A 16,682-nucleotide genomic window follows, 5' to 3' on the forward strand; every position below is an offset into this window, starting at 1 on the left:
AAGCCCTGACGTACTTCCCCGACGCCAGGTCGTACCGGATGGGGATCAGCACCCGGGACCGAGCCGAAACCGCCATGACAGACCAGATCCACGTCCCCGTGATGCTCGAGCGCTGCATCGAGCTGCTGGCCCCCGCCCTCGAGCGCGACGGGGCGGTCTTCGTCGACGGCACGCTCGGCATGGGCGGTCACTCCGCGGCTCTTCTCGAACGATTCCCCGGCCTGCGCCTCATCGGAATCGACCGCGACACCGACGCGATCGCGATCGCGCGCGAGAGACTCGCCCCTTTCGGCGACCGCGTCACGTTGGTCCACGCGGTGTCCGATCGCCTCGAGGAGATCCTCGACGGCCTCGGGGTGGAGAGTGTGGACGGCATCCTCTACGACCTGGGTGTGTCATCCCTCCAGCTCGACCGAGCCGAGCGCGGCTTCTCGTACTCCCAGGACGCCCCCCTCGATATGAGGATGGATGCCTCGAGCGACCGTACCGCCGCGGCCATCCTCGCCACGTACAGCGAAGGCGAGCTGCGACGGATCTTCTACGAGTACGGGGACGAGAAGCTCGCGCCGCGATTCGCGAGCCGCATCGTCCAGCGGCGCGAGGAGCGCCCTCTGACGACGTCCGCCGAGCTCGTCGAACTCATCGCCGCCGCGACGCCCGCAGCGGCTCAGCGTGCGGGGCATCCGGCCAAGCGGGTGTTCCAGGCGCTGCGCATCGAGGTGAACCAGGAGCTCGCTGTGCTCGAGCGGACCATCCCCGCCGCACTCGATTCGCTCGCCGTCGGCGGGCGGATCGTGGTGCTGTCGTACCAGTCGCTCGAGGACCGCATCGTGAAGCGGGCGCTGCAGGCCCGATCGTCGTCGACGGCGCCCGCCGGCCTGCCCGTGGAGCTCCCGCAGCACCGGCCGGAGTTCTCGCTTCTCGTCCGCGGAGCCGAGCTCGCGACCGAGGAGGAGAAGGCCCGCAATCCGCGATCCGCGCCTGTGCGGCTGCGAGCGGCAGAACGCATCAGGAGAGCAGCATGAGCAACCTCGCCTACGCGGCGCCGAACCGCCGCCCGGTCGAGCGCGAGCCGGAGCATCCGCGCCACATCGAGATCGTGCCCAGCCGCGCCCAGAAGCGAGCGCGCCCGCGGGTTGCCTACGCCGTCGTGACGGTGGCGAGCCTCTTTGCGATCTTCGCCGCGCAGCTCCTGCTGAGCATCGTCGTCTCGGATGGCGCATACCAGATCAGCGCGCTCCAGTCCCAGCAGAAGGAGCTCTTGCGCGAGCAGGACGCACTCAGCGAGCAGCTCGACCTGTTGGGTTCCAGCCAGCACCTCGCGGCCAACGCCGCCGCTCTCGGCATGGTGCCCGGCTCGTCGCCGCTCTTCCTGGATGTCAGCTCCGGGGGGATCGCCCCAGCCCCGGGCACCATCGATCGGGTGGGATGCGGTGGCACCTGCAACCTCGTCCTGAACTCTCTGCTCACCGGCATGCCACTCGTCACCACGGCACCCGCCCAGGACAGACTGGGTCCGCAGGGCACGACGACCACGACGACGACCACGACGAACCAGACCACCGGAACCACTCCGCCAGCCGCGCCGACCGCTCCGGTCGACGCCCTGCCGGCGCCCGTGACCCACTGACGGAGGACCAACGATGAGGACGCGACGCAGCCGAGCGCGGATCACGCTGGCCGTGCTGGCGATTTTCGCGGTCGTCGCGGTGTTCGTCGTCCGGCTCATCGACATCCAGATCGTGCAGGCCGACGAGCTCAACGCCGACGCGCTCGAGAAGCGCGCCCAGGAGCTCACGACGTACGGGGTGCGCGGCGACATCGTCGATACGAACGGCGCGGTCCTCGCGGCGAGCGTGGAGCGCTACGACATCACGGCGTCGCCTCGCAGCGCCCTCGGACGCCAGGATGCGACGACCGCCGTCGCCGAGGAGCTCGCGAAGATCACCGCCATCACCGGCCAGAACCCCGCCGAGCTCATGGCGGTCCTCACCGCCGACCCGGAATCGGACTTCGCCTACCTGACGAAGGGCGTGACGCTCGAGGTGTTCCAGGCGGTGCGGGACCTCGACATCCCCTGGGTCTACTTCGACCTGCGGCCGAGCCGCGTCTACCCGAACGGCGAGCTCGCGGGAAACCTCATCGGGTTCATCGGCACCGATGGTCCGCAGGCCGGACTGGAGATCAGCGAGGACGAGTGCCTCGCCGCGACCAACGGCAGCGCGATCTACGAGAAGGGCGAGGACGGGACGCGAATCCCCGGCAGCTTCGTCACCACTCAGGAGCCCAAGAACGGCGGCACGCTTCACTTGACGATCGACCGCGACCTCCAGTTCTACATCCAGCAGAGGATGGCGCAGACCTACAGCGAGCTCGGGGCCGAGTGGGTCACCGCCGTCGTCATGCGCGTGAGCGACGGGCATCTTCTCGCCGTCGTGGACTATCCCACCGTCGACCCCAACGATCCCAGCCTCGCCCGTCGAGACGCGCTCGGCTCGCGGGCCTTCAGCTGGCCGTATGAGCCCGGGTCGACGATGAAGGCGCTCACCGCGGCGTCCCTCGTCGATGCCGGCGTCGCGAACCCCAGCACGCCGGTAATGGCCCCCGGCCGGATCTATCTCTCCGACGGCGGCTACATCAAGGACGCGTGGGCGCACGACGACACGCCCTACACGCTCACCGGCGCGCTCGTCGACTCGTCCAACACGGCATTCTCGCTCCTGTCGGCGGGGCTCGATGCGGACACCCGTCGCGACTACATGCTCAAGTTCGGCCTCAACGAGGAGACCGCGGTCCACTTCTACAGCGAGGCCGAGGGGACGGTGCACGAGACCTCCGACTGGGACGAGCGCACGAACTACGCCGTGGGCTTCGGGCAGGGCCTGACCCTCACCGCGGTGCAGCTCGCGAGCGCCTACCAGGCGCTCGGCAACGGGGGAGTGCGAACCCCCGTCGCGCTGGTGGAGGGCTGCGAGCACCCGGACGGCACCGTCACCGACCAGCCGCCGACGGAGGGCACGCGGGTGATCTCCGCGGAGGCAGCGCGAACGACCCTCGACATGATGGAGAACGTCGTGTCGGTCGGTGCGAACGGTCCGAACCTGCAGATCCCCGGCTACCGGATGGCGGCCAAGTCGGGAACCGCCGAGGTCGCGGAGAACGGCGTCTATGTCGACAAGTCGGTCATCTCCTTCGCAGGACTCGCACCCGCCGAGGACCCGCAATACGTGGTTGTCGTCGCCGCGGGTGTGCCGACTAGCATGGTTAGCTCGACCGACATTGCCACGACGTTCCACGACGTCATGGCGCAGACCCTGACCACCTACCGGGTCCTGCCGTCGGGACAGCCCTCTCCGGCGCTCCCCCTGCGCTGGTAGCAAGCGGGCCCTACCCCCAGGAGGACGAGTGCGGGACGGCGACAGTTCGATCCTCCGCCCCGAGCATCCCGCCGCGCGACCCCTCGCGACCCTCGTCGCCGAGTTCGGGCTCGAATCGCGGGGGCCGGTCGAGGGAGTGGAGATCACGGGGATCACGCTCGATAGCCGCGGAGTTCTGCCGGGCGACCTCTTCGTCGGTCTGCGCGGCGCTCACCGTCACGGCGCCGCCCTGGCCGTCGCTGCTCGCGACGCCGGCGCCGTCGCCGTCCTGACCGATGCGGAGGGCGCCGCGCTCGAGGAGGTCGCCGCATCCGGACTCCCCGTCGTCGTCGTGGAATCCCCGCGGGACGCGCTCGGCGACATCTCCGCGTGGGTGTACCGCACCCGCGAGCACGCGCCGCTCATGCTCGGCGTGACGGGCACGAACGGCAAGACGAGCGTGTCCTACCTGCTGCACGGGATGCTCACCCAGCTCGGCCTCGTCGCCGGGCTCAGCACGACCGCCGAGCGCGCCATCGGCGACCTCGCGGTCACGAGCGAGCTGACGACGCCCGAGGCCACCGAGATCCACGGGTTGCTCGCCCGCATGCGCGAGAGCGAGGTGCGCGCCGTCACTCTGGAGGTCAGCGCTCAAGCGCTCTCGAGGCGGCGGGTCGACGGGCTGGTCTTCGACGTGGTGGCCTTCCTCAACCTGAGTCGCGACCACTTCGACGACTACGCCGACATGGACGAGTACTTCGAGGCGAAGCTTCCCCTGTTCTCTCCGGACCGCGCCCGGCGCGCCGTCGTCTCGCTCGACACGGAGTGGGGACAGAGAGTCGTGGACTCCTGCCACATCCCCGTGACGACCATCTCGTCGCGCGACGGCGTCGCGGCGGACTGGAACGTCCGCGTCACGGAGGAGACGGTCGAGTACACCGCGTTCGAACTGACGGGGCCGGACGGGCGCTCCGTCGCGTCGCGCGTCGGCATCATCGGCCGGCACATGGCGGCCAACGCGGGACTCGCGATCGTGATGCTCGTCGAGGCCGGCTTCGAGCTCGAGGCGATCGGGCACGTCCTCGATCGCGACGGGGAGCTCATCGCCCGCCTCCCGGGTCGAGTCGAGCGGGTCTCGGGAGATCGAGGTCCCGTCCTCTACGTCGACTACGGGCACAGCCCCGACGCCTTCCTCGTGACGCTCGACGCCGTGCGGCACGTCGTGCCCGGGCGCCTCATCATGGTGTTCGGAGCAGACGGCGACCGCGATACCGGCAAGCGCGGGGAGATGGGCAGGATCGCGTCCGAGGGTGCCGACGTCGTCATCATCACCGACTACAACCCGCGCTTCGAGGAGCCCGCCGGCATCCGCGCCGCGCTGCTCGAGGGCGCGGCGAGTGCCGCGCATCCCGCGGAGATCCATGAGGTCGCGCAGCAGCGCGACGCGATCCGACTGGCCGTGTCGATCGCGCGCGAGGGCGACGGCATCCTCTGGGCGGGGCCGGGGCACGAGGACTACATCGACGTGCAGGGGCAGAAGATCCCGTTCGACGCACGCGAGGAGGCGCGGCAGGCGCTCCGAGAGGCAGGCTGGGAATGATCGCACTGACGCTGCGCGAGGTGGCGGACACCGTCGGCGGGGAGCTCGTGCTCGCGGGCTCCGACGTCGAGAGCACCACGGTCTCCGGCGAGGTGCACACCGATTCCCGGAAGGCGGGGCCCGGGTCGATCTTCTTCGCCCTGCCCGGCGAGGTCACCGACGGTCACCTCTTCGCGTCTTCGGCGGTGGAGAACGGTGCCGTGCTTGCGATCGTCGAGCGGATGCTCGACCTCCCCGTCGCCCAGATCGTCGTGCCCGACGGGGTCGCCGCACTCGCCGACCTCGCGCGCGAGGTCGTCGCGCGGGTGCGCGCTCTCGGGTCCCTGCGCGTGGTCGCCGTGACAGGGTCGAACGGCAAGACGACGACGAAGAACATGCTGCGCGCGATCCTCGAGCGCGAGGGGCCGACCGTCGCGCCGTTCGGCTCGTTCAACAACCACGTCGGAGCACCCATCTCGATGCTCGCCGTCGACGAGCAGACCCGGTACCTCGTCGTGGAAATGGGGGCGAGCGCGATCGGCGAGATCGCGTCGCTCATCTCGATCGTCACCCCCGATGTCGGCATCGTGCTCAAGGTGGGACTCGCCCACGTCGGCGAGTTCGGTGGGCCGGACGCCGTCGAGACGGCGAAGTCGGAGATGGTGACGGATCTCCCGGAGAGCGCGGTGGCCGCGCTCAACGTCGACGACCCGCGCGTGGCGCGGATGGCGGGCAAGACCCGCGCTCGAGTCTCATGGTTCGGCCTCGGCGAGGGCGCGGAGGTCCGGGGCAGCGACATCGAGGCGACAGCCGAGGGCACGGCGTTCACCCTCCACGTCGACGGAGCGGAACGGCGCATCCGGCTGCGCATCCTCGGCGAGCACCACGTCATGAACGCCCTCGCCGCCATCACGGCCGCTCGTGCGCTCGGCGTGGACGCGGAGCGTGCCGCGGACGCCCTCGAGTCGCTGGCGCGCGCGGCTCGCTGGCGGATGGAGGTTCAGCCCCGCGAGGACGGCGTCATCGTGCTCAACGACGCCTACAACGCGAGCCCCGATTCCATGGCCGCCGCCCTTAAGACCCTCGCCCAGATCGTGCGCCCCGATCAGCGCTCCGTCGCCGTCCTCGGCGAGATGGCCGAGCTCGGGGACCTCGCCGACGAGGAGCACGACCGCATCGGACGTCTCGCCGTTCGGCTCAACATCCGCAAGCTCGTCGTGGTGGGGCACGCGGCCCGCCACATCCACAACGCAGCGGGGCTCGAAGGCTCGTGGGACGGAGAGTCGGTGCTCGTCGCCGATGCCGACGAGGCTTACGATGTGCTGCGTGATGAACTCCGGCCGGGCGATGTCGTGCTCGTGAAGTCCTCCGGTTCGGCCGGCCTCCGATTCCTCGGTGACAGGATCGCGGGGGTGAGCGAGTGATCGCGCTGCTCATCGCGGGCGCCTTCGCCCTTGCCTTCACGCTCTTCCTCACGCCGGTGTTCGTGAAGCTCTTCGTCCGACTCAAGTGGGGTCAGTTCATCCGCGACGACGGCCCGCAATCGCATCACACCAAGCGCGGGACGCCCACCATGGGCGGGATCGTCTTCATCACCGGAGCGACACTCGGCTACTTCGTGGGTCACTGGGTGCTGGGCGAAGCGCCAGGCATCTCGGGCCTCCTCGTGCTCTACCTGATGGTGGGGCTAGGGCTCATCGGATTCATCGACGACTTCCTCAAGACGCGCAATCAGCGCAGCCTCGGCCTCGGCGGCTGGTCGAAGGTTCTCGGCCAAGTCATCGTCGCTGCCGGATTCGCCGCGCTCGCGCTGAACTTCCCGGACGAGGACGGGTTGACGCCGGCGTCGACGATGATCTCCGCCGTGCGCGACATCCACTGGTTGGATTTCGCCGTCTTCGGACCGGTGATCGCGGTCATCCTCTTCGCGCTGTGGTCGACCTTCATCATCGTCAGCGCCTCGAACGGAGTGAATGTCGCCGATGGCCTCGACGGACTCGCATCGGGCGCCGCGATCTTCGCGATCTCGTCGTATATCTTCATCGGCTTCTGGCAGTTCAACCAGTCGTGCACGAACCCCACGATCGATCCCGATGTGCTGTACAAGTGCTATGACGTGCGCGACCCGCTCGATCTGGCCGTCGTCGCGGCGGCGATCGCGGGAGCACTCATCGGCTTCCTGTGGTGGAACACGTCCCCGGCGCAGATCTTCATGGGCGACACAGGCTCTCTCGGGCTCGGCGGCGCCCTCGCGGGTCTGGCCATCCTCAGCCGCACCGAGCTGCTCCTGGTGCTGATTGGGGGACTGTTCCTCGTCGTCACGGGATCGGTGATCCTCCAGCGCGCGTATTTCAAGATCACCAAGGGCAAGCGGATCTTCCTGATGAGCCCTCTGCACCACCACTTCGAGCTCAAGGGCTGGGCCGAGATCACCGTCGTCGTACGCTTCTGGCTCATCTCCGCTCTGTTTGTCGCCGTCGGCGTCGGGCTCTTCTACCTCGAATGGATCAACCAGTAGTCGTGCGCGACGTCAGCACCCTCGCCAGCTGGTACTCCGACTGGGCCGGCCTCAAAGTCGCCGTGCTCGGCATCGGAGTCACCGGCTTCTCCGTCGCCGACACGCTCCTCGAGCTCGGCGCTGACGTCGTCGTGGTGTCGTCGACGGGCACCGGCGAACGAGTCGACCTGCTCGGTGTCATCGGCGGCCGACTCGTCGTGGAACCGGATGCCACGGTTCTGCCCTCGGAGCTCGTGGACTTCGATCCCGACCTCGTCGTCGTCTCGCCGGGGTATCGACCGGACCACGTCATCCTCGAGTGGGCGCGGGCGTCGGGCATCCCGATCTGGGGCGACATCGAGCTCGCCTGGCGCGTGCGTGACAAGGTGGAGCCCGCCGCCGAGTGGATCGTCGTGACGGGCACGAACGGCAAGACGACGACGACGCAGCTCGCCGCGCACCTGCTCGCCCACGCCGGCCGCCGCACAGCCGCGGTCGGCAACATCGGCATTCCGGTGCTCGACGCGGTGCGGCGACCCGAGGGCTTCGACGTGCTCGTCGTGGAGCTCTCGAGCTTCCAGCTGCACTGGATGCCGCGCTCCGGCCCCGGCGCCGTGCATCCGTTGGCGTCCGTCTGCCTCAACATCGCCGACGACCACCTGGACTGGCACGGCTCGCGCGAGGCGTACGCCGCCGCTAAGGGCACCGTCTATGAGAACACCCGCGTCGCGTGCGTCTACAACCTCGCCGACGCGACGACGATGCACCTCGTCGAGGAGGCGGAGGTCGAGGAGGGATGCCGCGCAGTGGGCTTCGGCCTCGGGGCCCCGGGACCGAGCGACCTCGGCGTCGTGGACGGGCTCGTGATCGACCGGGCGTTCCACGACGACCGGCACCACTTCGCCGTAGAGCTCGCAACCCTCGACGAGTTGCGCGCCGTGGGGCTCGGCTCCCCGCACATGGCCGCCAACGTGGTGGCCGCGGCCGCCCTCGTGCGCGCCGCCGGCGTGACCGCCGACGATGTCCACGACGGGCTGGCGAGCTTCCGCGTCGATCACCACCGCACCGAGTCCGTGGCGTTCGCGGCCGACATCCTGTGGGTCGACGATTCGAAGGCGACCAACCCGCACGCCGCGAGCGCGTCGCTGTCGTCGTTCCCCTCGGTGGTCTGGCTCGTCGGCGGCCTCCTCAAGGGCGTCGATGTCGGACCCCTCGTGGCAGCCCACTCGTCCCGCTTGCGTGCCGCCGTCGTGATCGGCCGTGACCGCGCCGGCGTCGTCGCGGCATTCGCACGACACGCGCCCGACGTTCCGCTCTTCGAAGTCGACGAGGCTGAGACTGGTCGAGTGATGCCAGAGGCGGTGCGCTTGGCCGCTGCTGTCGCGCAGGCAGGGGATGTCGTCCTGCTCGCCCCGGCGGCGGCATCCATGGACCAGTTCACGGACTACGCGGACCGGGGCGCGAGCTTCGCGAACGCGGTGAGAGACCATCTCGGAGGTGCGGGGGATGACCACGACCCGACACCCCTCGGCGGCACGCCGGGCGCCTAGGCCACAGCCGGACACCGGGCGACCAGCGGGCGCGCGCATCCCGCTCGCCCGCCTGTTCACCGCGGAGAACCGCAACTACTACCTCCTCATGGGAGTGACGCTCTTCCTCGTCGCGTTCGGGCTCGTCATGGTGCTCTCCTCCTCGTTCGTGACGGAGATCTCCGCTGATGCGAGCCCGTTCGGGGTATTCGTGCGCCAGTCGCTCTACGCGATCATCGGCATCCCGCTCATGCTCGTCGCCTCGAGGATGCCCTCGCGCTTCTGGAAGCGGTGGGCGTGGCCGGCGCTGCTCGTCGGCGGGGCGCTGCAGCTGCTCGTCTTCATCCCCGGCATCGGCTGGGGCTACGGCGGCAACCAGAACTGGATCCAGATCGGCGGCGTCAACGCTCAGCCCTCGGAGTTCGTGAAGATCGCACTCATCGTCTGGATCGCGTGGGTGCTCTCAGCCAAGCAGGACCTTCTCGGCGACTGGAAGCACGTGGCCCTGCCCATCGCCCCGGTCGCGGGGATCGCGATCCTGTTCGTCCTCATCGGGAACGACCTGGGCACGGCGATGATCATGATCCTCATCGTGCTCGGGTGCCTGTTCTTCGCGGGGGTCCGGCTGCGCTTCCTCGGCGTTGCCGTAATAGGTATCGCGATCCTGGGCGCGATGTTCGCGATGGCGAGCTCGTCACGGAGCTCGCGAATCTCCACCTGGCTGAACGGATGCACGGAGCAGGACTACTCGGGCACGTGCTGGCAGGTCCTCCACGGCACGTGGGCGCTCGCGAACGGCGGGATCTTCGGCGTGGGACTCGGCAACTCGAAGGCGGCCTGGAACTGGCTGCCGCACGCCGAGAGCGACTTCATCTTCGCGATCATCGGCGAGGAGCTCGGCCTCGTCGGCGCGACGGTCGTGCTCATCCTGTTCGTGATCCTCGCGATCGCGTTCATCCGGATCATCCGTTCGACGGGCGACCCCTTCGCCCGCATCACGACGGCCGGCGTCATGGTGTGGGTGATCGGACAGGCATTCGTCAACATCGCAGTCGTGCTGGGTGTGCTGCCCGTCCTCGGCGTTCCCCTCCCGCTCATCTCGGCGGGCGGGTCGGCCCTCATCGCCAACCTCCTGGGCATCGGCGTCGTGCTGTCCCTGGCGCGCCGCAGCGACCGGGACACCAGCGAGGTCGTCCAGCCCGCCTTCGGGGCGCGGCTGATGCCGTCCGAGGGGATGCGGCGGCAGTGACGACCTACTTGCTCGCCGGCGGGGGCACCGCCGGCCATGTGAACCCGTTGCTCGCCGTCGCGGACCGACTCCGCGAGCGGGATCCGAGCGCCGAGGTCCTCGTCCTCGGCACCGCCGAGGGATTGGAGTCGCGACTCGTCCCGGAGCGCGGGTACGAGCTGCTCACCATCGCCCGCCTGCCGTTCCCGCGGCGCCCGAACCGGGCGGCGCTGCGGTTCCCCGCGGGACTCAAGGCCTCTGTAGAGACCGTGCGGGCGATCATCCGCGACCGATCCGTCGATGTCGTCGTCGGCTTCGGCGGCTACGCGGCGGCGCCCGCCTACGTCGCCGCGCAGCGCGAGGGGGTGCCGCTCGCCCTTCACGAGGCGAACGCCCGACCGGGCATCGCGAACCGGCTCGGGGCGCGGTTCACCCGGTTCGTCGGAGTCGCCTTCCGAGGGACGCGACTGCGCGGCGCGACGTGGGTCGGGATGCCCCTGCGCCCCGAGATCGAGCGACTCGACCGCTTCGCCGCCCGCCAGGAGGCCCAGCGCGTCTTCGGCCTCGCGGCGGACCGGCCCACCCTGCTCGTCACGGGAGGGTCGTCGGGCGCCCTGCGCATCAACGACACCGTCTCGCGGTCGATCGTGGACATCCTCGGGGTCGGCTGGCAGGTCATCCACGTGACGGGGGAGTACCGGGACGCGATCGACGACCCGCGACTGCCCGGGTACCTGCTGCTGAAGTACTGCGACCGGATGGACCTCGCCCTCGCGGTCGCGGACCTCTCCCTCTCGAGGGCGGGCACGTCCACGGTGGCGGAGCTCACCGCTCTCGGTGTCCCCGCCGTCTTCGTGCCCTATGCCTCCGGCAACGGCGAGCAGCGACTCAACGCGCGAGAGGCCGTCGAGGCGGGCGGCGCGATCGTCGTCGCCGATTCGGAGTTCACCCCCGCGTGGGTGTCGACCGAACTGGTTCCGCTCCTCAGCAGCCGCGCTCGAATCGCCGACATGGCCGCCCGGATCGCGACGGTGGGCGCGATCGACGGAACCGACCGGATGATCGGACTGATCGACGCGGCCCTCGCCGCCGGTCCGTCCCGAACCGCCGGGTAGCATCGACTGCGATGATCAAGCCCGACCTCTCCCTGCCCCTGCCCGTCGAGCTGGGGGCCGTGCACTTCACCGGCATCGGCGGATCCGGGATGAGCGGCATCGCGCGGCTCTTCCTCGCCGCGGGCCATCGAGTGACGGGCTCCGACCGGTCGGAGAACCACAACACCGAGCAGTTGCGTGAGGCGGGCGCGACCGTCTCGATCGGCCACTCTGCCGACAACCCGGGGGTGGCCGACGCCGACGCACTGGTGTACACGGGCGCGCTGTGGCCGGACAATCCGGAATACCTGGCCGCGGTCGAGCGCGGCATCCCCGTCCTGCATCGCTCGCAGGCGCTCGCCTGGCTCATCAACCGCTCGCGTCTCGTCGCCGTGGCCGGGGCCCATGGCAAGACGACCTCCACCGGCATGATCATCACCGGGCTGCTCGGGCTCGGTGCCGACCCGAGCTTCGTGAACGGGGGAGTCATCCAGTCGCTCGGCGTGAGCTCCGCGTTCGGCTCGGACGGCCTCTTCGTCGTCGAGGCGGACGAATCGGATGGCTCCTTCCTCCTCTACGACACCGCCGTCGCCCTCATCACGAACGTCGACGCCGACCACCTCGACCACTACGGCGACCACGACGCGTTCGATGCCGCCTTCGTGAGCTTCGCCTCCGCGGCGTCGGAGTTCGTCGTGATCTCGAGCGATGACGCCGGGGCGCAGCGAGTGCGCGCCCGACTGGACCACCCCCGGGTGCTCTCGTTCGGCGTGGCAGAGGACGCGGATGTCCGCGTGTCCGACATCGTCGCCGAGGGGCCGGTGGCCTTCACGGTCTCAGTCGACGGCTGCTCCTACTCGACGCGGTTGAGGGTGCCCGGTCGGCACAACGCCATCAATGCCGCGGGTGCGTTCGCGGTGCTCGTGGGTCTCGGCCACGACCCCGCTCGCTCGCTCGAGGCGATCTCCGAGTTCGGCGGCACCGAGCGGCGATTCGAGCTCCACGGTGTCGTGCGCGGTGTGAGCGTCTACGACGACTACGCGCACCACCCGACCGAGGTCGCCGCCGCTCTCGCGTCGGCCCGCACCGTGGTCGGGGAGGGCCGCATCATCGCGATCCACCAGCCGCACCTCTACAGCCGAACCCAAGCGATGGCGGGGGAGTTCGCGGCGACCTACGAGAGCCTCGCCGACCACACGATCGTGCTCGACGTGTACGGCGCCCGGGAGGACCCCGTGCCGGGGGTGACCGGGGCCCTCGTCGCCGACCGTTTCGCGGACCCGTCCCGCGTGGACTTCCTCCCCGACTGGCAGCAGGCCGCCGATCGGGCCGCCGCCGTCGCACGGGAGGGGGACATCATCATGACCCTCTCCTGCGGGGACGTGTACCGCATCGTGCCCCAAGTGCTGGATGCTCTGAGCGCGAGCCCGAGGAGCTAGCGTGAAGCGGCCCGAGGGCTTCGACCCGCCGGCGAGCGCTCCGCCGCCGGGCCGCGGAGCGACACCGCCCAGGGCGGCGAAGCAGCGACCGGCGCGCGAGGCAAAGCCCGCGCCGGCTCGGCAGGCCCCGCAGCGACCGGCGGACGAGGCTGTCAGCCACACCCGGCGTCCGCGGACGGCGCCCACGCCCGCCGCGTCCCCTCGAGAGCGCGAGCGGACCGACGCCGCGTCCCGCGTGCCCCGACCGGCCCGGCAGCCCGCTCCCGATGCGGGCGGTCGAGCGGAACTGCGTCGGGCCGCGCGTGAGCGCCGACGTGCCGAGCGCGCAGAAGTGCGCCGCTTCACCCGGCGTGCGCGGAACCGCCGTGTGGCCGTCGCCGCCGTCCTCGGGACGATCCTGACCCTCGTGGGGCTCGTGCTCACCGCCGTCTACTCGCCGATCCTCGCGCTGCGCCAGGTGCGCGTGGATGGCGCATCCCGGGTCAGCGCCGAGGAGGTCGTTGCGGCGATCGACGGGCAGCTCGGCACCCCGCTCGCGCTGCTCGACTTCGCGGCGATCGAGAAGGAACTCGGCGCCTTCCCGCTCATTCGCAGCTACGTCACCCAGACGCTTCCTCCCGACACGCTCGTCATCCAGATCGTCGAGCGCCAGCCGGTCGGGGCGATCGCCGCCCCCGGCGGTGGATTCCAGCTCGTCGACCCCGCGGGTATCGTGCTCGAGGAGTCGCCGCAACGCTTCCCGGGTGTGCCGCTCATCGACCTCGCGGGAGGCTCCGTCTCGGATCCGGCCTTCGCCGCCGCCGTCGAGGTGCTCCTCGCTCTCCCGCCGGCACTGCTCGCGCAGGTCGACACGGTGTCGGCTCACACCCAGGACGACGTGGCCCTGGTTCTCACAGGGGTGGGGCAGCGCGTCGCGTGGGGGAGCGCTGACGACTCCGCCCGGAAGGCTGCCCTCCTCGCGGCGCTCATCGCTGTGACGGATCCGGCTCAGGCGGGGGAGTTCGATGTCTCCGCGCCATCCAACGGGGTGTTCCGCCCGGCATAGTCGTCCATTCGCGACACGCGGGCGCGTCGTGCGGGGAGCCGGGGCCGACCGACCTACCCTCGACTCAGGACAAGCTCGTGAGCAAAACTTTAATCCTAAAGTAAAGGTTGAAGGTTAAGCAAGCGACGCCGAGCAGTAAGGCAGCGGAGGCCGGGATCGTGACGTCAAACCAGAACTACCTAGCAGTCATCAAGGTGGTGGGCATCGGTGGTGGCGGTGTCAACGCCGTCAACAGGATGATCGAGCTCGGCCTGCGCGGCGTCGAATTCATCGCCATCAACACCGATGCCCAGGCGCTGCTCATGAGCGACGCCGACGTCAAGCTCGACGTCGGTCGCGAGCTCACGCGCGGGCTCGGAGCGGGGGCGGACCCCGAGGTCGGTCGCCGCGCCGCCGAGGATCACGCGGAGGAGATCGAAGAGGCCCTCGCGGGTGCCGACATGGTCTTCGTCACGGCGGGCGAGGGCGGCGGCACCGGCACGGGCGGCGCCCCCGTCGTGGCCCGCATCGCCAAGTCGATCGGGGCGCTCACGATCGGTGTCGTCACGAAGCCCTTCGGCTTCGAGGGCAAGCGTCGCCAGGCGCAGGCCGAGCTCGGCGTCTCCAACCTCAAGAACGAGGTCGACACCCTCATTGTGGTTCCCAACGACCGGCTCCTCGAGATCTCCGACCGGGGGATCAGCATGCTCGAGGCGTTCTCCACGGCCGACCAGGTCCTCCTCGCGGGTGTCCAGGGCATCACCGACCTCATCACGACGCCTGGCCTCATCAACCTCGACTTCGCCGACGTGAAGTCGGTCATGCAGGGCGCTGGATCGGCGCTCATGGGCATCGGGTCGGCGAGGGGGGCGGATCGCGCGATCAAGGCCGCCGAGCTCGCGGTCGCCTCGCCTCTGCTGGAGGCGTCGATCGACGGGGCCCACGGCGTTCTGCTCTCCATTCAGGGCGGGTCGAATCTCGGCATCTTCGAGATCAACGACGCCGCGCGCCTCGTGCAGGAGGCAGTGCATCCCGAGGCCAACATCATCTTCGGCGCGGTCATCGACGACACCCTCGGCGACGAGGTCCGCGTGACTGTCATCGCCGCGGGCTTCGACGGGGGAGAGCCCACGCCCAAGGCGCGCGACAACCGCCGGAGCAACTATGTCGTCCCCGAGGAGTCGGTGCAGGCGCCCACCGCGGCGGCCTCGAGCGACGATGCCAACTGGACCTCGAGCGAGCCGAGCCTCGTGCACACCGCGCCGATCGACCGGGGCGGTTTCGATGACGACGACTCGGACCTCGACCTTCCTGAATTCATGAAGTAGTGTCCGACGCACCACCGCCCGGTCTCGCCGAGCGCCTGGCCGGCGTCCGGGACGCCATCGCGGATGCATCTCGCGACGCCGGTCGCGACCCGGACGGCATCACTCTCATCGTCGTCACCAAGTTCCACCCCGCGAGCCTCGTGCGGGAGCTCGCTGCGCTCGGTCAGCGCGACTTCGGCGAGAACCGGCACCAGGAGGCGCGGCCGAAGGCGGCGAGCCTCACCGACATCGACGCGACCTGGCACTTCGTCGGCCAGCTGCAGTCCAATAAGGCGCGGCAGGTCCGAGAGTATGCCGACTTCATCCATACCCTCGATCGCGAGTCGCTCGTTGCGGCGCTCGGTGGCGCCGGGCGACCCGTCGACGTGTTCCTGCAGCTCAACCTCACGGACGACCTGGCGCGGGGCGGCGCGCGGGAGAGCGACCTTCCCGTGCTCGCGGAGCGCGTGCTCGCGACTCCGGGGCTCTCCCTCCGCGGGCTCATGGCCGTCGCGCCGCTCGGAGAGGAGCCGCGCCGCGCCTTCGAACGCGTGCGGCTCGCCTCCGAGCTCGTCCGCCGCACGGCGCCCGAGGCGACCGCGCTCTCGATGGGGATGTCAGGCGACTTCGCCGACGCGATCCGAGAGGGCGCGACACACCTTCGCATCGGCACGGCAATCACCGGAAATCGTCCGACGCCCGGTTAATCTCAAAGAGAACTGAAGCATTCGGAGGATCACGATGGCTAACCCGCTGCGCAAGACCATGGTCTACCTGGGCCTCGCGGACGAGGACTACGAGTACGAGCAGGCCGCGCCTGCCGCGCCCGCGGCCCCCGTAGCGCACGCGCCGGCCGCCACTCGGGCTCCCGTCACGCCGCTGCGTCGTGCGGCGTCCCGCCCGTCGGGCGCGGAGATGAACGAGATCCTCACGGTGCACCCCCGGCAGTACAAGGACGCACAGGTCATCGCCGAGAACTTCCGCGAGGGCATCCCGGTCATCATCAACCTGTCGCAGATGAGCGAGCAGGATGCGCGTCGCCTGATCGACTTCGCGTGCGGGCTCTCCGAGGGTCTTTACGGCAAGATCGAGCGGGTCACCAACAAGGTGTTCCTGCTCTCGCCGGCCCACGTCGCCGTCAGTGGTGAGGCGGCCGAGGTCGAGTCGGACGTCGACGCCTCGTTCTTCCCCCAGCAGTAGCCCAGCGCCCGTTCGCTAGTCTGTCGAGGTGCCCTCCCTCGTCTCGGTCGTTGCGACCGTCGTGTATGTCGCCCTGATCCTGTACTTCCTGGCGATGTGGGCGCGACTGATCCTGGACTTCGCGAGGATGCTCGCCCGAAGGTGGCGACCGCGCGGGTTCGGGCTCGTGCTCGCGGAGGCGGTCTACACCGTCACCGATCCGCCGATCAAGCTCGTGCGCCGAGTCATCCCTCCGCTCCGCGTCGGCGGTGCCGCGCTCGACTTCGCCTGGAGCATCGTGATGCTCGTGGTCATCATCCTGATCTCGGTGACGTTGGGCTTCATGAACTGACCGCGGTGGCGGTACTGTGGAACGACGACGGGGGGAGCGGTTCGACCGGCCCCGAGTATTATGTGGCGATAACTAAACGTCATGTTGACGTTTAAAGA

The 16,682-nt window shown here is 69.7% G+C and carries 15 protein-coding genes; all 15 read left to right on the top strand.

The annotated features are described in order from the left end of the window. Window positions 1–74: 74 nt before the first annotated feature. On the top strand, window positions 75–1,025 hold the full coding sequence (gene rsmH, locus Q5716_RS06240; RefSeq protein WP_305002221.1) for a 16S rRNA (cytosine(1402)-N(4))-methyltransferase RsmH: 951 nt from the start codon (window positions 75–77) through the stop codon (window positions 1,023–1,025). After that, a complete protein-coding gene (gene ftsL, locus Q5716_RS06245) occupies window positions 1,022–1,630 on the top strand; it encodes a cell division protein FtsL (RefSeq protein ID WP_305002222.1) in 609 nt (202 codons plus the stop codon). The genes rsmH and ftsL overlap by 4 nt, the downstream gene beginning before the upstream one ends. Window positions 1,631–1,643: 13 nt before the next feature. Continuing rightward, window positions 1,644–3,377, top strand: coding sequence for a peptidoglycan D,D-transpeptidase FtsI family protein (locus Q5716_RS06250; protein WP_305002223.1), 1,734 nt, complete (start codon window positions 1,644–1,646; stop codon window positions 3,375–3,377). 28 nt (window positions 3,378–3,405) lie between these two features. Next, window positions 3,406–4,956, top strand: coding sequence for a Mur ligase family protein (locus Q5716_RS06255; RefSeq protein WP_305002224.1), 1,551 nt, complete (start codon window positions 3,406–3,408; stop codon window positions 4,954–4,956). Further along, a complete protein-coding gene (locus tag Q5716_RS06260; protein WP_305002225.1) occupies window positions 4,953–6,359 on the top strand; it encodes a UDP-N-acetylmuramoyl-tripeptide--D-alanyl-D-alanine ligase in 1,407 nt (468 codons plus the stop codon). Before Q5716_RS06255 ends, Q5716_RS06260 begins: the two co-directional genes overlap by 4 nt. Further along, on the top strand, window positions 6,356–7,453 hold the full coding sequence (gene mraY, locus Q5716_RS06265) for a phospho-N-acetylmuramoyl-pentapeptide-transferase (protein WP_305002226.1): 1,098 nt from the start codon (window positions 6,356–6,358) through the stop codon (window positions 7,451–7,453). The genes Q5716_RS06260 and mraY overlap by 4 nt, the downstream gene beginning before the upstream one ends. Continuing rightward, window positions 7,438–8,982: a UDP-N-acetylmuramoyl-L-alanine--D-glutamate ligase gene (murD, locus tag Q5716_RS06270; RefSeq protein ID WP_305002227.1), complete on the top strand. Its 1,545-nt coding sequence runs from the start codon at window positions 7,438–7,440 to the stop codon at window positions 8,980–8,982. Before mraY ends, murD begins: the two co-directional genes overlap by 16 nt. Then, window positions 8,939–10,210, top strand: a complete 1,272-nt coding sequence (gene ftsW, locus Q5716_RS06275; RefSeq protein WP_305002228.1) for a putative lipid II flippase FtsW — start codon at window positions 8,939–8,941, stop codon at window positions 10,208–10,210. Before murD ends, ftsW begins: the two co-directional genes overlap by 44 nt. Beyond that, on the top strand, window positions 10,207–11,304 hold the full coding sequence (locus tag Q5716_RS06280; protein WP_305002229.1) for a UDP-N-acetylglucosamine--N-acetylmuramyl-(pentapeptide) pyrophosphoryl-undecaprenol N-acetylglucosamine transferase: 1,098 nt from the start codon (window positions 10,207–10,209) through the stop codon (window positions 11,302–11,304). The genes ftsW and Q5716_RS06280 overlap by 4 nt, the downstream gene beginning before the upstream one ends. Window positions 11,305–11,315: 11 nt before the next feature. Further along, window positions 11,316–12,722 (top strand): UDP-N-acetylmuramate--L-alanine ligase, encoded by a 1,407-nt coding sequence (murC, locus tag Q5716_RS06285; RefSeq protein WP_305002230.1) that lies wholly within the window; start codon window positions 11,316–11,318, stop codon window positions 12,720–12,722. Window position 12,723: 1 nt separating this feature from the next. Further along, complete coding sequence (locus tag Q5716_RS06290) at window positions 12,724–13,767, top strand: cell division protein FtsQ/DivIB (RefSeq protein WP_305002231.1); 1,044 nt, start codon at window positions 12,724–12,726, stop codon at window positions 13,765–13,767. A gap of 158 nt (window positions 13,768–13,925) precedes the next feature. Then, a complete protein-coding gene (gene ftsZ, locus Q5716_RS06295; RefSeq protein WP_305002232.1) occupies window positions 13,926–15,074 on the top strand; it encodes a cell division protein FtsZ in 1,149 nt (382 codons plus the stop codon). Then, entirely contained in the window at window positions 15,074–15,760 is a 687-nt protein-coding gene (locus tag Q5716_RS06300) for a YggS family pyridoxal phosphate-dependent enzyme (protein ID WP_305002233.1), read from the top strand. Before ftsZ ends, Q5716_RS06300 begins: the two co-directional genes overlap by 1 nt. Before the next feature lie 34 nt (window positions 15,761–15,794). Next, window positions 15,795–16,253, top strand: coding sequence for a cell division protein SepF (locus tag Q5716_RS06305; protein ID WP_305002234.1), 459 nt, complete (start codon window positions 15,795–15,797; stop codon window positions 16,251–16,253). A gap of 28 nt (window positions 16,254–16,281) precedes the next feature. Continuing rightward, the gene (locus Q5716_RS06310) at window positions 16,282–16,584 is read left to right on the top strand and encodes a YggT family protein (RefSeq protein WP_305002235.1); all 303 of its coding nucleotides are present in this window, start codon (window positions 16,282–16,284) and stop codon (window positions 16,582–16,584) included. The last annotated feature ends 98 nt before the right edge of the window (window positions 16,585–16,682 follow it).

This window comes from Antiquaquibacter soli (assembly GCF_030580675.1).
GTDB classification, from domain to species: domain Bacteria; phylum Actinomycetota; class Actinomycetes; order Actinomycetales; family Microbacteriaceae; genus Rhodoglobus; species Rhodoglobus soli.

Coding starts and splice junctions, on each gene's coding strand:
- murC (WP_305002230.1), top strand. CDS start 11,316: ATGATCAAGCCCGACCTCTCCCTGCCCCTGCCCGTCGAGCTGGGGGCC.
- Q5716_RS06250 (WP_305002223.1), top strand. CDS start 1,644: ATGAGGACGCGACGCAGCCGAGCGCGGATCACGCTGGCCGTGCTGGCG.
- ftsL (WP_305002222.1), top strand. CDS start 1,022: ATGAGCAACCTCGCCTACGCGGCGCCGAACCGCCGCCCGGTCGAGCGC.
- murD (WP_305002227.1), top strand. CDS start 7,438: ATGGATCAACCAGTAGTCGTGCGCGACGTCAGCACCCTCGCCAGCTGG.
- rsmH (WP_305002221.1), top strand. CDS start 75: ATGACAGACCAGATCCACGTCCCCGTGATGCTCGAGCGCTGCATCGAG.
- Q5716_RS06305 (WP_305002234.1), top strand. CDS start 15,795: ATGGCTAACCCGCTGCGCAAGACCATGGTCTACCTGGGCCTCGCGGAC.
- Q5716_RS06260 (WP_305002225.1), top strand. CDS start 4,953: ATGATCGCACTGACGCTGCGCGAGGTGGCGGACACCGTCGGCGGGGAG.
- ftsW (WP_305002228.1), top strand. CDS start 8,939: ATGACCACGACCCGACACCCCTCGGCGGCACGCCGGGCGCCTAGGCCA.